Annotated in this window: 18 protein-coding genes; 8 read left to right on the forward strand and 10 right to left on the reverse strand. The window is 60.2% G+C overall.

The genetic code is table 11. From position 1 onward, the window contains the following. Positions 1 to 52: 52 nt before the first annotated feature. A complete protein-coding gene (locus ACOYXE_RS04805) occupies positions 53 to 769 on the forward strand; it encodes an alpha/beta hydrolase (protein ID WP_460927963.1) in 717 nt (238 codons plus the stop codon). On the opposite strand, the gene ACOYXE_RS04810 is transcribed toward ACOYXE_RS04805, so the two are convergent. Together ACOYXE_RS04810 and ACOYXE_RS04815 are read right to left on the reverse strand one after the other, a co-directional pair. After that, entirely contained in the window at positions 759 to 1,316 is a 558-nt protein-coding gene (locus ACOYXE_RS04810) for a DcrB/PsbP domain-containing protein (RefSeq protein ID WP_160058545.1), read from the reverse strand. The genes ACOYXE_RS04805 and ACOYXE_RS04810 overlap by 11 nt on opposite strands. A gap of 84 nt (positions 1,317 to 1,400) precedes the next feature. After that, entirely contained in the window at positions 1,401 to 2,174 is a 774-nt protein-coding gene (locus tag ACOYXE_RS04815; protein WP_460927964.1) for a hypothetical protein, read from the reverse strand. Between the two features lie 147 nt (positions 2,175 to 2,321). On the opposite strand from ACOYXE_RS04815, the gene ACOYXE_RS04820 reads away from it, so the two are divergent. Both ACOYXE_RS04820 and ACOYXE_RS04825 read left to right on the forward strand, forming a co-directional pair. Continuing rightward, entirely contained in the window at positions 2,322 to 2,858 is a 537-nt protein-coding gene (locus ACOYXE_RS04820) for a chalcone isomerase family protein (RefSeq protein ID WP_123594251.1), read from the forward strand. A 123-nt stretch (positions 2,859 to 2,981) separates the two neighbouring features. Further along, complete coding sequence (locus ACOYXE_RS04825; protein WP_460929777.1) at positions 2,982 to 4,250, forward strand: Nramp family divalent metal transporter; 1,269 nt, start codon at positions 2,982 to 2,984, stop codon at positions 4,248 to 4,250. Between the two features lie 130 nt (positions 4,251 to 4,380). On the opposite strand, the gene ACOYXE_RS04830 is transcribed toward ACOYXE_RS04825, so the two are convergent. Continuing rightward, positions 4,381 to 5,484 (reverse strand): cytochrome P450, encoded by a 1,104-nt coding sequence (locus ACOYXE_RS04830; RefSeq protein ID WP_460927967.1) that lies wholly within the window; start codon positions 5,482 to 5,484, stop codon positions 4,381 to 4,383. Between the two features lie 79 nt (positions 5,485 to 5,563). On the opposite strand from ACOYXE_RS04830, the gene ACOYXE_RS04835 reads away from it, so the two are divergent. The 3 genes from ACOYXE_RS04835 (at position 5,564) to ACOYXE_RS04845 (ending at position 8,604) form a co-directional block, all read left to right on the forward strand. Beyond that, positions 5,564 to 6,322, forward strand: coding sequence for an ArsR/SmtB family transcription factor (locus ACOYXE_RS04835; RefSeq protein ID WP_405123375.1), 759 nt, complete (start codon positions 5,564 to 5,566; stop codon positions 6,320 to 6,322). A 147-nt stretch (positions 6,323 to 6,469) separates the two neighbouring features. Next, the gene (locus ACOYXE_RS04840) at positions 6,470 to 7,690 is read left to right on the forward strand and encodes a putative DNA modification/repair radical SAM protein (protein WP_160058540.1); all 1,221 of its coding nucleotides are present in this window, start codon (positions 6,470 to 6,472) and stop codon (positions 7,688 to 7,690) included. Beyond that, entirely contained in the window at positions 7,687 to 8,604 is a 918-nt protein-coding gene (locus ACOYXE_RS04845) for a TIGR03915 family putative DNA repair protein (RefSeq protein ID WP_405123376.1), read from the forward strand. Before ACOYXE_RS04840 ends, ACOYXE_RS04845 begins: the two co-directional genes overlap by 4 nt. Before the next feature lie 189 nt (positions 8,605 to 8,793). On the opposite strand, the gene ACOYXE_RS04850 is transcribed toward ACOYXE_RS04845, so the two are convergent. From ACOYXE_RS04850 to ACOYXE_RS04870, 5 genes are all read right to left on the reverse strand, one after another. Beyond that, positions 8,794 to 9,813 carry a branched-chain amino acid aminotransferase gene (locus ACOYXE_RS04850; RefSeq protein ID WP_053121443.1) on the reverse strand — a complete coding sequence of 340 codons (1,020 nt, stop codon included), beginning with the start codon at positions 9,811 to 9,813 and terminating at the stop codon, positions 8,794 to 8,796. A 241-nt stretch (positions 9,814 to 10,054) separates the two neighbouring features. Further along, the gene (gene lpdA, locus ACOYXE_RS04855; RefSeq protein ID WP_460927970.1) at positions 10,055 to 11,428 is read right to left on the reverse strand and encodes a dihydrolipoyl dehydrogenase; all 1,374 of its coding nucleotides are present in this window, start codon (positions 11,426 to 11,428) and stop codon (positions 10,055 to 10,057) included. Between the two features lie 7 nt (positions 11,429 to 11,435). Further along, positions 11,436 to 12,707 carry a dihydrolipoamide acetyltransferase family protein gene (locus ACOYXE_RS04860; RefSeq protein WP_160058538.1) on the reverse strand — a complete coding sequence of 424 codons (1,272 nt, stop codon included), beginning with the start codon at positions 12,705 to 12,707 and terminating at the stop codon, positions 11,436 to 11,438. After that, entirely contained in the window at positions 12,708 to 13,766 is a 1,059-nt protein-coding gene (locus tag ACOYXE_RS04865; RefSeq protein ID WP_003224000.1) for an alpha-ketoacid dehydrogenase subunit beta, read from the reverse strand. It abuts the gene before it with no gap. Position 13,767: 1 nt separating this feature from the next. Further along, positions 13,768 to 15,003 (reverse strand): 3-methyl-2-oxobutanoate dehydrogenase (2-methylpropanoyl-transferring) subunit alpha, encoded by a 1,236-nt coding sequence (locus tag ACOYXE_RS04870; RefSeq protein WP_160058537.1) that lies wholly within the window; start codon positions 15,001 to 15,003, stop codon positions 13,768 to 13,770. A gap of 185 nt (positions 15,004 to 15,188) precedes the next feature. Between ACOYXE_RS04870 and bkdR the strand changes: the two genes are divergently transcribed. Beyond that, positions 15,189 to 15,677 carry a Bkd operon transcriptional regulator BkdR gene (gene bkdR, locus ACOYXE_RS04875; RefSeq protein WP_160058536.1) on the forward strand — a complete coding sequence of 163 codons (489 nt, stop codon included), beginning with the start codon at positions 15,189 to 15,191 and terminating at the stop codon, positions 15,675 to 15,677. Here bkdR and ACOYXE_RS04880 read toward each other — a convergent pair. Both ACOYXE_RS04880 and ACOYXE_RS04885 read right to left on the reverse strand, forming a co-directional pair. Further along, on the reverse strand, positions 15,652 to 16,551 hold the full coding sequence (locus ACOYXE_RS04880) for a tyrosinase family protein (RefSeq protein WP_460927974.1): 900 nt from the start codon (positions 16,549 to 16,551) through the stop codon (positions 15,652 to 15,654). The genes bkdR and ACOYXE_RS04880 overlap by 26 nt on opposite strands. A gap of 125 nt (positions 16,552 to 16,676) precedes the next feature. Beyond that, positions 16,677 to 17,540 (reverse strand): MBL fold metallo-hydrolase, encoded by an 864-nt coding sequence (locus tag ACOYXE_RS04885; protein WP_460927976.1) that lies wholly within the window; start codon positions 17,538 to 17,540, stop codon positions 16,677 to 16,679. Between the two features lie 91 nt (positions 17,541 to 17,631). Here ACOYXE_RS04885 and ACOYXE_RS04890 point away from each other — a divergent pair, with 91 nt between their 5' ends. Beyond that, entirely contained in the window at positions 17,632 to 17,973 is a 342-nt protein-coding gene (locus ACOYXE_RS04890) for an ArsR/SmtB family transcription factor (protein WP_007915092.1), read from the forward strand. Positions 17,974 to 18,063 lie beyond the last annotated feature (90 nt).

Here is an 18,063-nt window from a genome sequence, read left to right on the forward strand (position 1 = left end):
GCCGAGGATGTTAGGCTCCCCCCGAACCCGACACTCCGTGAAGGAAGGCTCTATGTTGAAGGTCTTTGCTCTCTTGACCCTGCTGGCGTCCAGCGCCGTGCAGGCGCAAACCACGCTGCAATCCGATCTGCCACTCAAGTACATCGAACAGGTGCATGCCGACGCCGTGGCGCGTCCGCTGGTGATTTTCCTGCACGGCTACGGCAGTAACGAAGCCGATCTGATCGGCATGAAATTCCAGCTGCCGGCGCAATACAACTACCTGTCGGTGCAGGCGCCGCTGTCATTGGGTGAAGGACGTTTCCAGTGGTTTCGCAAGAAAGGTGAAGGCGCCTACAACGGCGAGACCGATGATCTGAAGGTCAGTGGCCAGAAGCTTCGCGACTTTATCGCGCAAGCGGCGCAGAAATATCACACCACCCCGAGCAAGGTGTTCCTGATCGGCTTCAGTCAGGGCGCGATGATGACCTACGAGGTCGGGCTGCGGCCGCCAGTGGCGGTCGGCGGGATCGCCGCGTTGAGCGGGCGTTTGTTGCCGGTGTTGAAGAGTGAACTCAAGGCCGAACAGCAGCCGTTGCCACTGAGCATCTTCATCGGCCACGGCACGGCCGATGATCCGGTGCCGTATAAAAACGGCACTGAGGCAAATGCGCAACTACAGAAACTGGGCTACAAACCGCAGTTCCATGCCTATCCCGGCGTCGGCCACAGTATCAGTGCGGCCGAGCTGCGCGACTTGAACGGCTGGTTGCAGCAGCTCAATCCTTGAGGATGGTTTTCACCAAGGCATCGTGACCCCTCTTGTCGCTGGCGCGGGAGATCACCTGCACCAGCGCCATCTTCGTGCCGGAGCCGGCCATTAGCGTGGTGTTGAGGGTCTGGCCACCGCCCTGGGTCGCAGTGCTGTCGACCTGACGAAGGCCAAGGCCGGTGCCTTTCTGGGTCAGGCTTTTTTCGCTGAGTTTGTTGAAATCCGGCAAGGCCTTGCGCTGATCTTCGATGAAGCTCGACACGCTGCCGTCGAGGAACTGGCCGTCGTTGTCCTTGACGTGCTGGCCTTCGGGGATCTTGTTTTCAGCGGTAATGACCACGGTTTTTGTGGCCTCGTTGGTGTACATCGTGCCCGTGGTCCCGCTCGGGCTGGTCGGCAGCGGGTCGGCGACGAAACCTTTTGGCAGCACAAAGGTGAACTTGCCCTCGAGCATCGAGACTTTCTCGGTGCCGGCATTTTTCTTGGCCGCTTGCGCGTGGAGGGCGCCGAAACCGGCGAGGGCAGCCACCAGCAGGACGACGGCTTTTTTGCTCAACAATGACATGTGAATCTCCGGTGGATGGTCGCGCGAGGCGGGCGATCATCCCACGGAGGGGGGCGGGCGTTCCAGCGCGAATCATCCGAGCGGTTACTGCGCCTGCGCTTTCGCCAACGGACGGGCCAACAGGCGTTTGGTCACGCCGAGCATGGCCACCGACACTGCCACACCGATGGCGAATCCACCCAGCCCCATGCTTGGCAAGGTCAGCGCCGAGACCAGACAAAATGCCGAGAACGAATACATGCCGGTCGCCGTCGCCCGTAACAATGCGGCGGTAAACGCCGGGCCGCGGGTCTGTTGCGAGAACACCGCCATCACACTGCCGAGCACCGGAAACACCGCGAGCAATCCGCTCCAGCGCTCGCCGACGGTGCTGGCGAGCATCGTCACCACCAGGGTCAACGCGGCGCCGGCGATCATCCGCCAGATCAGTTTGTCCGACTTCGGCGCCGGGCCGCTGAGCACCGGTTGCACCGTGGGAAACAGATACGGCGATGCCAGCAGCGCAACCGCCGCCGCCGCCACCGAAAACGGCAGCGACGCCGGGATCAGTGACAACACCCCAGCGATCACGGCCCACACCGACAGCGACGCCGCCAACGCCAACGGCCAGTTCGCTCGCTGCGCGACCTGCGCGTAGGTGATGCAGAACGCAATCATCGCGAACATCGCCGATAACGCCGCCACCGCCGACTGCGCTGCAAACGCTGAGCCCTGTTCGATGGCGAGGAAAAACAGAATCGGCCCGACCACCACCGGCAATCCCGACAGCCACCCGGCCACGCTCGGCCCCCAGCGTTTGCCCGCCAGGGAAATCAGCAGCAGAAAACCGGGAATCAGCAGCAGTTTGAGGATCAGCACGCAGGAGTCTCCATCCGTTGAAGGTTCGCCACGTTAGCATTGTCGATCGGCGATTGCTGCCTATGTGTGCTGTTTTTGTATACAAAGTGCCGGCGACGATACCCGGCTATGCTTTGACTATCAGGGCTTGCCGGAGTCGATGCCGCGATGAACAGAACACCGAAGGTGTTGCGGGGATGCTGCGGCATCGGCTTGTGGGCGCTATTGCTGACGCCAACCTGGGCCAATTGGCAGGACGCCGTGCCCGGCGCGCAGATCATTGGCACCGGCGATTACAGCGTGTTCGGTTTCGATGTCTACAACGCGCGCCTGTGGAGTGCTGCGCGGCCCTTGGTCGACGGTCAGCCGTTTGCGCTGGAGTTGATCTACCGCCGCAGCATTTCCCGCGACGACCTGGTCAAGGCCAGCGTCGACGAAATCAAACGCCTGGCCGATGGCCGCGTCAGCCCGGCGCAATTGGCCGGTTGGCAGATCCAGATGCAGCAATCGTTCGTCGATGTGCAGGCCGGCACGCGGATTACCGGCGTGTATCTGCCGGGGCAGGGCGCGCGGTTTTTTGTCGGTCAGCAGTTGCAGCATGAGATTGATGACCCGCTGTTTGCCCGCGCGTTTTTCGATATCTGGCTGGATCCGCGCACGCGCAGTCCGGAGTTGCGCGAACAGTTGTTGGGGGTGAGTCGATAGATTCTTTTGCGCTTCAAGGCTGTGGCGGAAACCTCTAAGCTGCGTCTTTCCGACTTGTTTCTGGATGTGTGCGTGAAATTCAGTTTGCCCAAAATCGCCACCGCGCCGTTTTGCCCGCCGGAAGTGGCTGGTAGTGTTGCGGTTGACCCTAATGCCGCGTTCTTCAAACGCGTGCTGCGTTTTGCCGGTCCCGGGTTGCTGGTGTCGATCGGCTACATGGATCCGGGCAACTGGGCCACCGCGATCGAGGCCGGTTCACGCTTTGGCTACAGCCTGTTGTTTGTGGTGTTGCTGGCGAGTCTGGCGGGCATGGTCGTGCAATGTCTGTGTTCGCGGCTGGGCATCGCCACCGGGCGCGATCTGGCGCAACTGTCCCGCGAGCGCTACAGCACGCCGACTGCACGGCTGCAGTGGGTGCTGGCGGAAATCTCGATCATCGCCACCGATCTGGCCGAAGTGCTCGGCTGCGCATTGGCGTTCCACTTGCTGCTTGGCTGTTCGCTGACCTTCGGCATTGCCCTGACGGCGTTCGATACCTTGCTGGTGCTGGCGCTGCAAAATCGCGGTTTCCGCAGGCTTGAGGCGATCATGCTGGTGTTGGTCGCAACCATCGGCGTGTGTTTCTTCGTTGAACTGCTGCTGATCAAACCCTACTGGCCTGACGTCGCCCAAGGTTTCAAACCGTCGCTGGCGGCAATTGGCGAGGCGGCGCCGTTGTACTTGGCCATCGGTATTCTCGGTGCGACGGTGATGCCGCATAACCTCTATCTGCACACCTCGATCGTGCAGACGCGGATGATCGGCAAGGACCTGGCGAGCAAGCAGGACGCGGTGAAACTGGCGCGTATCGACACCATCGGTTCGCTGGCGCTGGCGTTGCTGGTCAACGCGGCGATCCTGATTCTCGCCGCAGCGGCGTTTCACCAGTCCGGGCACACCGACGTGGTGGACATTCAGGACGCTTACCACTTGCTCGATCCGCTGGTCGGCGGCGCGCTGGCCAGCGTGTTGTTCGGCGTCGCGTTGCTCGCATCGGGGCAGAGTTCGACCTTCACTGGCACCATCGCCGGCCAGGTGATCATGGAGGGGTACCTGAACCTGCGGATCCCCTGCTGGCAGCGGCGCTTGATCACTCGCGGGCTGGCGTTGATTCCAGCGTTTATCGGCGTGTGGCTGATGGGCGATAACGCGATTGGCAAGCTGCTGGTGCTGAGTCAGGTGGTGTTGAGCCTGCAATTGCCGTTTGCCCTGTATCCATTGATCCGCATGACCAATGATAAAAAGTTGATGGGGCCGTTTGTGAATCGCTGGCCAACTCGGGTGCTGGCTTGGGGGTTGTTTGTGGTGATCAGTGGCGCTAACAGCTGGTTGATTTTGCAGTGGGCGGCTTGATCCAGCATTTGCAGTGACTGGGCCGGCCTCTTCGCGAGCAGGCTCGCTCCCACATTAGCTATCGGGTGACCACAATAGTGTGCACACCTGATAACCCTGTGGGAGCGAGCTTGCTCGCGAAGGCGGACTGTCAGGCGCACATATCGCTGAACACTGGAATGCGCCCATTGAGCGAGGGCCTGTAGTGCCAGTTCAGGCAATTCAGATCGATGCCCTTTGCGAGTATTTCCCGCACCGTAGCTCCGGCAATACTCATCGCCAACGCTTGCCCCGGACACTGATGCCGACCACTGCCGAAACTGAAACTGCGGCGGTCCTCGCGCTGCGGCAGAAACTCCTCCGGCCGTTCGTTGAGCGCTGGATCACGATTGGCCGAGGCCAGCAGCACCAGAATCGCGTCGCCTGCTTCGACCCGCACACCGGCGATCTCACAGGACGCGGCGACAAAGCGTCGGGTGTTCTGCACCGGCGGGTCGAAGCGCTGGACTTCGTTGAGCAGCGCTTCAATGGATTCGCCGCGCAACGCCGGCTGACGACGTAGCGCCAACAGCGTGTTACCGATCAGGCCGGCGCAGGCTTCGAACGTCTGCGAGCAGAGGCCGATCAGGTTGGCGATCAGGGTGTCTTCATCGCCGGCAAAGCGCTGCTGGATCGCGCTGAGCAAGTCGCTGGCGGGTTCGGCGAGCAGCTCGATGAAGTAGCCGCGCAGGTGTTCGGCCGCCGCATCTGCTGCGGCCAGTTGCAGGTCATTGCTCAACGGCGACAGGCAGGCGACGAAGTCCGCCGTCAGTTCACTGACCACCCGCGCCTGCGCCGGCGTGAATCCCAAAAGCGCCGCGACCACGCACACCGGGCCACGAAACATTGCCTTGTACACTCCGTCGGCGTCCGCTGTGATCAGCCGCGCGGCGACCAAAGCATTGATTGGTTCAAGGTCCAGCGCTGCCAGCTCAGGCTCGATGGCCGAACGCGGACAGCGCTGGCGTTCACCGTCATTCATGCGCATCAGTTGGCCAAAGACTTTGCCGGCCATGCCTTTTGCAATCGCTTTGGGTACGGGTTCTTGCGCCGGACGCACGCGGCAATCGGCGTGGACCAACACCGCACACACCGCACGGGCGCTGCTGGCGACCCACAGTTTCAGATCCGGATAAAACGTCAGTCCACCTGCTGCGCGCAGTTCCGCGTAGTAGGGATAAGGGTCGGCATGCGTTGCGGCGCTGATCGGGTTCATGGTTTGCATCCTTGTCGGCGGGGAAAGTGTTGCTACTATCTCCACTGCGCAACGACGATGATTCGTCCGGGAGCGAACTATGCACGCAGAACATCAAGACATCGGCGTTTCCCAAGTGGCCGCCGCCATAGCCGAACCGGCGCGAACGAAAATCCTCTGTTCACTGATGGACGGCCACGCCCGCACCAGCACGGAGCTGGCGACGATCGCCGAAGTCAGCGCCTCGACCGCCAGTGTGCACCTGGCGAAACTCAAGGATCTGGCTTTGGTGCGCCTGCATGTGCAGGGCCGTCATCGTTATTACAGCCTCGCCGATCAGCGCGTGGCGCAGGCGCTGGAAGCGTTGATGGTGATTGGCCAGAACGCCGCGCCGAGGTTCAAGGCGCATACGCCGGATCGCCTGCAATTCGCCCGCACTTGCTACGACCACATGGCCGGGACCCTGGCGGTGTTGTTGCATGACCGTTTGATCGAGGGCGGTTGGTTGGTGGCGACCGACGAGCAGGCGTATCGCTTGAGTGAAAGTGGCGAGGCGTTGTTTATTGGATTGGGCATCGAAGTGCAGGATTTGACGACCCTGCGCCGCAAGTTTGCCTGCCCGTGCCTGGACTGGAGCATGCGCCGGCCGCATCTCGGTGGTTCGCTGGGGGCGGCGCTGTTGCAGACCGCGTTGAAGCGCAAGTGGGTGACACAGGATCTGGACAGTCGGGCGTTGGCGTTGACGGCGCTGGGGCGCAAGGAGATCGGTTCGCGGTTTGGCGTTGAGTGGCCGGTAGACGGGCAGATCAAAAGATCGCAGCCTGCGGCAGCTCCTACGGGAATCGTGTACACCCGATAAACCTCGACCCTACCCAATCCATGTAGGAACTGCCGAAGGCTGCGATCTTTTGATTTTCAGCTTCTGACCGACGAGGGGCGCATTTGCCACCTTGTATCACCGCAGTCGACCCTATACTGTATATGCAAACAGTATAGAGCCCGCGCCATGCAAATCATCGACAAGCTGAGCATCCTCGCCGACGCCGCCAAGTACGACGCCTCCTGCGCGAGCAGCGGCGCGCCCAAGCGCAGCTCCGAGGGCAAGAGCGGGTTGGGATCGACCGATGGCATGGGCATCTGCCACAGCTACACGCCGGACGGCCGTTGCGTGTCGTTGTTGAAGATTCTGCTGACCAACTTCTGTCTTTACGACTGCCAGTACTGCGTCAACCGCCGCTCCAGCGATGTACCCCGCGCACGCTTCACTCCTGAGGAAGTCGTCGCGCTGACCATGGATTTCTACCGGCGCAACTGCGTCAGCGGGCTGTTTCTCAGCTCTGGCATTATTCGCTCGGCGGACTACACCATGGAGCAACTGGTGCGGGTGGCGAAGCTGCTGCGCGAAGAACATGAGTTTCGCGGCTACATCCATCTCAAGACCATTCCCGAAGCCGATCCGGCATTGATCGAAGAGGCGGGGCGCTACGCTGATCGCCTGAGCGTCAACATCGAGCTGCCGACCGATGCCAGCCTGCAAGTGTTGGCGCCGGAGAAGGACATCACTTCGATCAAACAGGCGATGAACACCATCTACACCGGCGTGCAGACCGTGTTGAACGAACCGCGCTCGGCGAAGTTCGCCCCGGCCGGGCAGAGCACACAGTTGATTGTCGGCGCCGACGACACCGACGACAGCACCATCCTCCACAGCGCCCAGGCCTTGTACGGCAATTTCCGTTTGCGCCGGGTCTACTATTCGGCCTTCAGCCCGATCCCCGACAGCCCGAAAAGCGTGCCGCTGGCCGCGCCGCCGCTGATGCGTGAGCACCGTTTGTATCAGGCCGATTTTCTCTTGCGCAGTTATGGCTACAGCGCCGATGAGTTGCTCAAGGGCCCGGGCAATCTGGCGCTGGACATCGACCCGAAACTGGCCTGGGCGCTGCAGAATCGTGAAGTGTTCCCGCTGGATCTGAACCGTGCCGAAGCTTCCCTGATTGCGCGTATTCCCGGTATCGGCCTGCGCACCACCGAGCGTCTGGTCGAGCTGCGCCGCCAGCGGCGCATCCGTTACGAAGACGTTGCGCGCATGCGCTGTGTGCTGGCCAAGGCCAAGCCGTTCATCATCACCAGCGACTATCACCCGCAGCAGGCCGAGGTCACCAGCCATTTGCTCTATCAGCAACTGCGCGACCGGCCAACGCCGCAGCAGATGGGGCTGTGGGGATGATCAATCTCGATTGCGATGATCTGTTCGACACTTGGCGCCAGCAGGCGCGCTGGCTGCTGAGCCACGAAGTCGATCCGAGTCTGGTGAGTTGGGCTACGCAAGGCGTGGCTGATCTGTTTGCCAGTGATGAGCCGGTGCCTGAAGGGCAGGGGCCGTTTCAGGCACGTATTCCGCGAGCGCTGCTCGACACGCTGGAACAGGCCTCGCGCTATCGCGGCGATCAACGCTGGAGCCTGTTGTATGAAGTGTTGTGGCGCGTCAGCCATGGCGACCGCACGGCGATGATGGCCGGGGACAAACTCGGCAGCGAGTTGCAGCGACGGATCAAACAAGTCAATCGCGAAGCCCATCATCTGCATGCATTTGTGCGCTTCATCGAACGCCCGTTATCCAGCGCGGGTCCGCAATATGTGGCGTGGCATGAGCCGGCCCACGACATTCTGCACAGCGCCAGCGAGCACTTCATCGGGCGAATGGGCCTCCATCGCTGGTTGATCGCCACCCCGCGTGACGGGGTCTATTACGATGGCGAGCAACTGATCCATCAACGGCAATGCCCGGTGGAATGGCAGGAGTTGGCGCAGAATGTCGATGATCCTCATGGTGATCTGTGGCTGACTTATTACAGCCACATCTTTAATCCAGCGCGGTTGAACGAGAAGGTCATGCAGGGGCATTTGCCGGCGCGGTTCTGGAAGAATCTGCCGGAGGGGGAGTTGATTCCCGGGTTGATTACGCAGGCGCGGATGGGCAAGCAGCAGAATGGGCAGGCGAGTGGGATTGCTGATCGACTTGGTAAACGGATTGCCTTGAAGAGCGAAAAGCCTACCCTCACCCTAACCCTCCCGAAACGTCGGACCGCCCGTAGGGAGAGGGGACTGACCGAGGTGTTCTCCCGTACGACATCGACCTGAAAGTTCTCGTCGAACTTCGATTTCGAATTCCACGAAGATCGGCTCCCTTCCCCCTCGCCCCCTTGGGGGAGAGGGCTGGGGTGAGGGGGGAAAATCTCAAGCACGCCACAAATACTGCGCCAAACGCCATAAAAAAAGCCCCCCACCAATCACTCGGTGGAGGGCTTTTCTCTATCAGCAGCCGTCAGATCAAACCTTGACGATCCAGCCTGCTGGCGCTTCGATGTCGCCGGTCTGTACGCCAGTCAGCTCTTTGTAGAGCTTCTGGGTCACCGGGCCGACTTCGGTTTCACTGTGGAACACATGCAGATGGTCGTTGTAGCTGATCCCACCGATCGGGGTGATCACCGCAGCAGTACCGCAAGCGCCGGCTTCTTTGAAGTCCGACAGTTTGTCGATCAGTACGTCGCCTTCAACCACTTCCAGGCCCAGACGCGATTTCGCCAGTTCGATCAGCGACAGGCGGGTGATGCCTGGCAGAACGGACGGCGAGTTCGGGGTGATGAACTTGTTGTCGTGGGTGATCCCGAAGAAGTTGGCCGAGCCGACTTCTTCGATCTTGGTGTGGGTCATCGGGTCCAGGTAGATCGCGTCGGCAAAGTTGGCTTTCTTCGCTTTCGAGCCCGGCATCAGGCTGGCAGCGTAGTTGCCACCGACCTTGGCAGCGCCGGTCCCTTGTGGGGCGGCGCGGTCGTAGCTGGAGATCTGGAAGTTATGCGGGGTCAGGCCGCCCTTGAAGTAGGCGCCGACCGGGATGCAGAAGATCGAGAAGATGAACTCGGGTGCAGTGCGCACGCCGATGTTGTCACCGACACCGATCACGAACGGACGCAGGTACAGCGCGCCGCCAGTGCCGTATGGCGGGATGAAACGCTCGTTGGCACGAACCACTTCTTTACAGGCTTCGATGAACTGCTCGGTGTCGACCGTCGGCATCAGCAGACGCGCGCAGCTGCGCTGCATGCGCAGGGCATTCTGGTCGGGGCGGAACAGGTTGATCGATCCGTCCTTGCAACGATAGGCCTTCATTCCTTCGAAGCACTGCTGGCCATAGTGAAGGGCTGTCGAGCCTTCGCTGATGTGCAGCACGTTATCTTCGGTCAGGGTGCCTTTGTCCCACTCGCCATCGCGAAAGTACGACAGATAGCGTTTGTCGGTCTTGATGTAGTCAAAACCCAGCTTGTCCCAATTGATGCTTTCGTTACCCATGACACCCTCTATCACTGAACAACCGTCGAAACGGTTCAAGGCTTCTGACGTTTTTTGGATGGGCACAACAATACTTCATTCTTGAGCGGTTTCGCAGCCCGGACGATGGGGGGATAAGCAGATTTATTAGCCTGCTTATGAAAAATCGTCTTTCATCGCTGAAAAGATCGCAGCCTGCGGCAGCTCCTACGGAATCGGCGAACCTCTGTAGGAGCTGCCGAAGGCTGCGATCTTTTGATCTTCAAAGGTGCAACGCATGCCCCAAAGCACGCAACGCCGCTTCCTGCACCGCTTCACCCAGGGTCGGATGCGCATGAATGGTGCCGCCGATGTCTTCCAGCCGCGCGCCCATTTCCAGGCTTTGCGCAAACGCCGTCGACAATTCGGAAACCCCGACGCCCACAGCCTGCCAGCCAACAATCACATGGTTATCGCGACGAGCGACCACGCGCACGAAGCCGCTTTTCGATTCCAGCGTCATCGCCCGGCCATTGGCGGCGAACGGGAAGCTGGAAACAATGCAGTCCAGCCCTGCAGCCTTGGCCTCGTCCGGGGTCTTGCCGACCACCACCAGTTCCGGGTCGGTGAAGCACACAGCAGCAATCGCAGTCGGGTTGAACTCGCGGGTCTTGCCGCTGATCAACTCGGCAACCATTTCGCCTTGAGCCATGGCGCGGTGGGCCAGCATCGGTTCGCCGCTCAAATCGCCAATCGCGTAAACGTTGCGCATGCTGGTCTGGCAGCGGCTGTCGATCTTGATCGCCGAGCCATTCATGTCCAGATTCAGCGCTTCGAGGTTCCAGCCCTGGGTATTCGGTTTGCGACCAACGGCTACCAGCACCTGATCGGTTTCCAGATTCAGGGTTTCGCCTTCTGGATCGCGCACCTGCAAAGTACCGTCGAATCCCAGCACGCTGTGGTTGAGGTACAGCTTCACGCCCAGTTGCTTCAGCGCGTCATGCACCGGTTGCGTCAGTTCAGCGTCGTAGGCCGGCAGGATGCGATCCTGCGCCTCGACCACACTGACTTCAGCGCCAAGCTTGCGATAAGCAATGCCCAGTTCCAGACCAATGTACCCACCGCCAACCACCACCAGACGTTTCGGCACGGATTTCGGCGCCAGTGCTTCGGTGGAAGAGATGATCGGCCCGCCAATCGGCAGGATCGGCAGATTGACGCTGGTCGAACCGGTGGCCAGCACCAAGTGCTCGCACTGGATGCGCGTGTCGCCAACGTCAACGGTTTTGCCGTCGATGACTTTGGCCCAGCCATTGATGACCTGAACCTTGTTCTTTTTCAGCAAAGCAGCGACGCCGGTGGTCAGGCGATCAACGATGCCGTCCTTCCACTCGACGCTTTTGCTGATGTCGAGGCTCGGCGCGGAAACGCTGATGCCCAACGCCGAATGCTGGCTGTGATGCCGGGTCTGGTGAAACTGCTCAGCCACATGGATCAGCGCTTTCGACGGGATGCAGCCAATGTTCAGGCAGGTGCCGCCGAGCGATTGGCCTTCGACCAGAATCGTCGAAATGCCCAGTTGCCCGGCGCGGATCGCCGTGACATAACCGCCGGGGCCGCCGCCGATGATCAACAGCGTAGTGTTCAGAGATTGCATGCGCGCCTTACTCCACAAACAAAGTGGCAGGTTGTTCGATCAAGCCACGAATGGCCTGGATGAAGAGCGCCGCGTCCATGCCGTCGACCACGCGGTGATCGAAGGAACTGGAGAGGTTCATCATCTTGCGGATCACCACCTGGCCTTTGACGACCATTGGCCGTTCGACGATTTTGTTCACACCGACGATCGCCACTTCCGGCAGGTTCAACACTGGCGTGCTGACGATGCCGCCCAGCGCACCGAGGCTGGTCAGGGTGATGGTCGAGCCGGACAATTCATCGCGGCTGGCCTTGCCGTTACGCGCGGCGTTGGCCAAACGCGAGATTTCCGTGGCGCTGTCCCACAGGCTGCGCGCCTCGGCGTGACGCACCACCGGCACCATCAGGCCGACGTCGCTTTGCGTGGCGACGCCGACATGCACCGCACCGAGGCGGGTGATGACCTGCGCTTCATCGTCGTAACGGGCGTTCATTTGCGGGAAGTCGCGCAGGGCGACGACCAGCGCACGGACGAGGAACGGCAGCAAGGTCAACTTGCCACGGCTGGCGCCGTGTTTTTCATTCAAATGCGCGCGCAGTTCTTCGATGGCAGTGACGTCGATTTCTTCGACATAGCTGAAGTGTGCGGCACGCTGCGTGGCGTCCTGCATACGCTGGGCGATCTTTCGGCGCATGCCAATGACTTGAATCTGTTCTTCGTCGTTGCGCTGGGCGTAAGCGGCGGCAACCGGCGCCGCGGCATTCGACTGACCTTGCGCGAGATAAGCCTCAAGGTCTTCGTGCAACACACGACCGGCCGGGCCGGAACCGCGCACCAGACGCAATTGAATGCCCAAATCCAATGCATGTTTGCGTACGGCCGGCGAGGCCAGCGGACGCTCATCCGCTTCGCGGGCAACCATCGGGCCTTGGCAAACCGCAGCCGGACGCGGTGCGGCTGGAGCAGGTTTGCTCTCAACAACGGTTTCAACTTTCGGCGCAACCGGTGCTTCTTTAACAGGCGCAGGTGCGGCGGACTCTTTCAAGTTACCGGCACCTTCAACCTCAATGCTGATCAGCACGCTGCCAACCGCCATCACTTCACCCGGCTGACCACCAAGCGCAATCACCTTGCCATGCACGGGCGAGGGAATATCGACCATCGCCTTGTCGGTCATCACATCCGCCAGCACCTGATCTTCAACGACCAGATCGCCAACCTTGACGTGCCACTGCGACAGTTCTACTTCTGCGATGCCTTCGCCGATGTCCGGCATCTTGATAACGTGCGTGCCCATTCAGACCTCCATGACCCGTTTCAACGCCGCACCCACTCGGGACGGCCCTGGGAAATACGCCCACTCCTGCGCGTGCGGGTAGGGGGTGTCCCAACCGGTGACGCGTTCGATCGGCGCTTCCAGGTGATGGAAGCAATGCTCTTGCACCAGCGACACCAGTTCGGCGCCGAAACCGCAGGTGCGGGTGGCTTCGTGAACAACCACGCAGCGGCCGGTTTTCTTCACCGACTTGACGATGGTTTCCAGGTCCAGCGGCCACAGGCTGCGCAGGTCGATGACTTCAGCATCCACGCCGCTTTCTTCGGCAGCGACTTGCGACACGTAAACGGTGGTGCCGTAAGTCAGCACGGTCACGTCCTTGCCCGGACGAGTGATCGCGGCCACGTCCAGTGGCACGGTGTAGTAACCGTCCGGAACCTGGGCTTGCGGGTGTTTCGACCACGGGGTCACCGGGCGGTCGTGGTGGCCGTCGAACGGGCCGTTGTACAGGCGTTTCGGCTCAAGAAAGATCACCGGATCATCGTTTTCGATGGAGGCGATCAGCAAGCCTTTGGCGTCATACGGGTTGGATGGCATGACCGTGCGCAGACCGCAAACCTGAGTGAACATTGCCTCGATGCTCTGGCTGTGGGTCTGGCCACCGTAGATGCCGCCGCCGCAAGGCATGCGCAGGGTCATCGGCGCGGTGAACTCGCCGGCCGAGCGATAACGCAGGCGTGCCGCTTCGGAAATGATCTGGTCGGAAGCGGGGTAGACGTAGTCGGCGAACTGAATCTCGGCGACCGGACGCAGACCGTAAGCGCCCATGCCGACGGCCACACCGACGATGCCGCTTTCCGAGATCGGTGCGTCGAATACCCGCGAGGTGCCGTACTTGGTCTGCAGGCCTTCGGTGCAACGGAACACGCCGCCGAAGTAACCGACGTCCTGACCGAACACCACCACATTGTCATCACGCTCAAGCATCACATCCATGGCCGAGCGCAGGGCCTGGATCATGGTCATGGTGGTCGTGGTCATGGCGGTTTCCAACTGAATATTGTTGTTGTGGTCGTTCATGTCAGATCCCCAACTGCTGACGCTGGCGCTTCAAGTGCTCCGGCATCTCTTTGTAGACGTCTTCGAACATGGTCGCGGCGCTTGGAATCTGGCCGCCGGCGAGGGTGCCGTACTGTTCGGCCTGTTTTTGCGCGGCAATCACTTCGGCTTCAAGCTCGGCGCTGACGGCAGCGTGCTCTTCGTCCGACCAGTGGCCGACCTTGATCAGGTGCTGTTTGAGACGGGCAATCGGGTCGCCGAGCGGGAAGTGGCTCCAGTCATCGGCAGGACGGTATTTCGACGGATCGTCGGAGGTCGAGTGCGGGCCGGCGCGGTAGGTGACCCATTCGATCATGGTCGGGCCAAGGTTGCGGCGGGCGCGTTCGGCAGCCCAGGCAGAAGCGGCGTAGACCGCGTAGAAGTCGTTGCCATCCACGCGTAGCGAGGCGATGCCGCAACCAACACCGCGTCCGGCGAAGGTGGTGGCTTCACCACCGGCGATGGCCTGGAAGGTCGAAATCGCCCATTGGTTGTTGACCACATTGAGGATCACCGGCGCGCGATAAACGTGGGCGAAGGTGAGGGCGGTGTGGAAGTCCGATTCGGCGGTGGCGCCGTCACCGATCCACGCCGAGGCGATTTTGGTGTCGCCCTTGATCGCCGAGGCCATGCCCCAGCCCACGCCCTGAATGAACTGGGTGGCGAGGTTGCCGGAAATGGTGAAGAAACCGGCGTCCTTGACCGAGTACATGATCGGTAACTGGCGGCCTTTGAGCGGATCGCGCTCGTTGGACAGCAGTTGGCAGATCAGGTCGACCAGTGGCACTTCGCGGGCCATCAGGATGCTTTGCTGGCGGTAGGTCGGAAAGCACATGTCGTCGATGTTCAAGGCCAGCGCCTGAGCACTGCCGATGGCTTCTTCGCCGAGGCTTTGCATGTAGAACGACATTTTTTTCTGACGCTGGGCGACCACCATGCGGTTGTCGTAGATGCGCGTCTTGAGCATGGCGCGCATGCCTTTACGCAGGATCTCGACTGGTACGTTTTCAGCCCAAGGGCCGAGGGCGTTGCCCTGATCGTCGAGCACACGAATCAGCCCACGCGCCAGGTCGGCGGTGTCGGCGGGTTCGACGTCGATGGAAGGTTTGCGCACCGTACCGGCATCGGTCAGATGCAGGTAGGAAAAATCGGTTTTGCAGCCTGGACGGCCCGAGGGTTCAGGGACGTGCAGACGCAGCGGTTCATACGCTTGGGTCATGGCTTCTACGCTCGATCTTGTGAATTTCTTGTAGTGAGCTGGCAGTCATTCTTCGGTAGAAGAAATCTTGTCCTACAACAATCATAGGCCCGGGCAAGAAGAATATTTATCTCTGTTTCGTTGCGCTGGAGACGATTTGCAGATAGAAATTCTGCATAAACATAAAAAACAGGTGGTTTTGTCTCATGCGCAAACTGGACCGTACCGACATCGGCATTCTCAACAGCCTTCAGGAGAACGCGCGCATCACCAACGCCGACCTCGCGCGCTCGGTAAACCTGTCGCCGACGCCGTGCTTCAATCGGGTCAAGGCAATGGAAGAATTGGGCCTGATCCGCGAGCAGGTCACGCTGCTGGATGCTGATCTGCTGGGATTGCACGTGAACGTGTTCATTCACGTCAGCCTGGAGAAACAGGTCGAGGAAGCGCTGCAGCATTTCGAGGAAGCCATCTCCGATCGCCCGGAGGTGATGGAGTGCTACCTGATGGCCGGAGACCCGGATTACCTTATCCGGGTCCTGGTGCCGACCATTCAGTCGCTCGAACGCTTCATGATGGACTTCCTGACCAAAGTTCCGGGTGTGGCGAACATTCGGTCAAGCTTCGCGCTCAAGCAGGTGCGCTACAAGACCGCGCTGCCGTTGCCGATCAATGGTTTGATTCTGGGGGCGTGATCGCGGTGCCAGCACTACTGAAGTCATACCGATAATCAAGTGCCGCAGTGTCGAGGGCCTGGTTAATCTTCCAGGTCTGTTGCCAAGGGGCAGGTTCGATGTCCGGATGAAAGATCATTGTGGCCTCGAGCATGCCGTTGGGTGCGTTTTCGGCAAATGATATGACTTCTTCGGCAGGGTGCTGGCGCTTCCACCTTTCCCACAGATAATCGAGATGACAGTGGTGGAGGAAGAATATCGGGTCGTTTGGTGACGCGGCCGTGCCCATGTTGCCGCCGACCCACGAATGCACGTTGTTGTGCATCCGCTCCATCTGGTTTTCCCAACCTTCGGGTTCGGACCAGTAGGGTGTGCGGTTCATGACTGACTCGATTTCCTGCACGGTGGGCAGTGGCGAACCCGCTGCGCCGAAATTGCGCCTCAGCGCCGCAATCCCTTCGTCACCATCCCAGACCTTGATGCCAAAGACCTGCCCCTCGAAAGCAAATGGCCCGATGGTTACGCGCTGTTCAAACCGCGCATCGCCATCCCTGCCCATGAAATCATCGACGAATGGGTTGTCCGCGCCGCTCATGCTCCAGTTCCAGTACGGTAGGGTAATGCCGGGGTCGTTGGCTGCGGCTTGCAGTTCCCGCTCGAATTGGCGAATCAGGATGCGGTGCCAGGGGAAAAACAGCGGATTGCGATGGGGGTTGGGGAAAATCGGATTGCCCTGTCCCATGGAGTTCTTGTGAATCTGTACAAAGTCATCGTAGCGATACTGCTGACCAGGTCGCAGGATACTGGGGGTTTGATTTTTCAGGATCAGGATGGCCCTGATGAACGCGTTTTTCTGTGCCACGGTCATGTCACGGTGATTACGACGAATATCCATATTGCGAAAACTCCATTGAATGTTTGCCCAATGGAGTCTGCTCGCTTACGGGATTTTCACCAGTTCATCACCCTCGACAGCGTTCGTAGGAAAAATAATCCGGCAACGGCCCTAGCGGTTTTTTCCTATAGCGAATTGAGCGGAATCTTCAGGTAAACCACACCGTTGTCCTCCGCCGCTGGCAGATTCCCCGCTCGCACATTTACCTGAATCGCCGGCAGCAACAGCGTCGGCATGCCCAGCCCGGCATCGCGCTTGGTGCGCATGTCGACGAACGCTGCCTGATCAATCCCGTCATGCACATGAATATTGTGTTTGCGTTGTTCGCCGACCGTGGTCTGGCACTGTGAGGCGCGACCTTCGGGCGGATAATCGTGGCAAACGTAGAGTTTCACACTGGCCGGGAAGGCCAGCAGCTTTTGGATCGAATTGAACAACTGATGGGCGTTGCCGCCGGGAAAGTCGCAGCGCGCCGTGCCGACATCGGGCATGAACAATGTGTCGCCGACCAGAATCTGCTCGCCATCGATCAGATAAGCCACGTCCGCCGGGGTGTGGCCGGGGACGTGCAGGGCCGTGGCCTTGAGGTTGCCGATGCGAAATGACTCGTTCGGCGCAAGCAGATGATCGAACTGTGAGCCGTCGACGCAAAACTCCGGCTCCAGATTGAACAGTGCCTTGAACACGTTCTGCACTTTGCTGATCGATTCACCGATGGCGATTTTGCCACCCAGTTCCCGGCGCAGGTAAGGCGCGGCGGACAGGTGATCGGCGTGGGCATGGGTTTCCAGCAGCCACTGCACCTGCAAATTGTGGGCGCGAACGAAGGCGATGATTTTGTCGACCTGGGCGGTGCAGGTGCGTCCGGCAGCGCCGTCGTAATCGAGCACCGGATCAACGATCGCACACTGCCCGCCATCCACTTCATAGACCACATAGCTGTAGGTCGAAGAGGCGGGGTCGAGGAAAGCTTCAATCTGCGCGGGCATGGACACCAACCTGAACAAGGGAAATGGGTTGCAACACTTTATCTAAAAACATAATGTTCGCAGCTTAAGTGACCTTGAAGGCATCGTGCAAATGCAATCCAGTCTGACCGAATGTGAAGTCGCCCAGCTGCGCGCCTCGGCCTCCAAGGCCTGTGCGCTGCTCAAGGCCATGGCCAATGAGGATCGCCTGCTGATCCTGTGTCAACTGACCCAAGGCGAACGCAATGTCGGCGAACTGGAAAAAATGACCGGTGTGCGCCAGCCGACGCTGTCCCAGCAATTGGGCATCCTGCGCGATGAAGGGCTGGTCGCGACCCGTCGTGAAGGCAAGTACATTTTCTACGGCCTCGCCAGTCCGGAGGTCATCCAGGTGATGAAAACCCTCTCCGGGTTGTATTGCGGAGCCGTGCTGAAAAGTCTGGGTCATCAATAAATGCCAGCCAACACGCTATCCCATGTAGGAGTGAGCCTGCTCGCGATTGCGGTGTGTCAGCCACACATTCATTAACTGACACACTGCTAT

This window comes from Pseudomonas sp. MC6 (genome assembly GCF_054790575.1).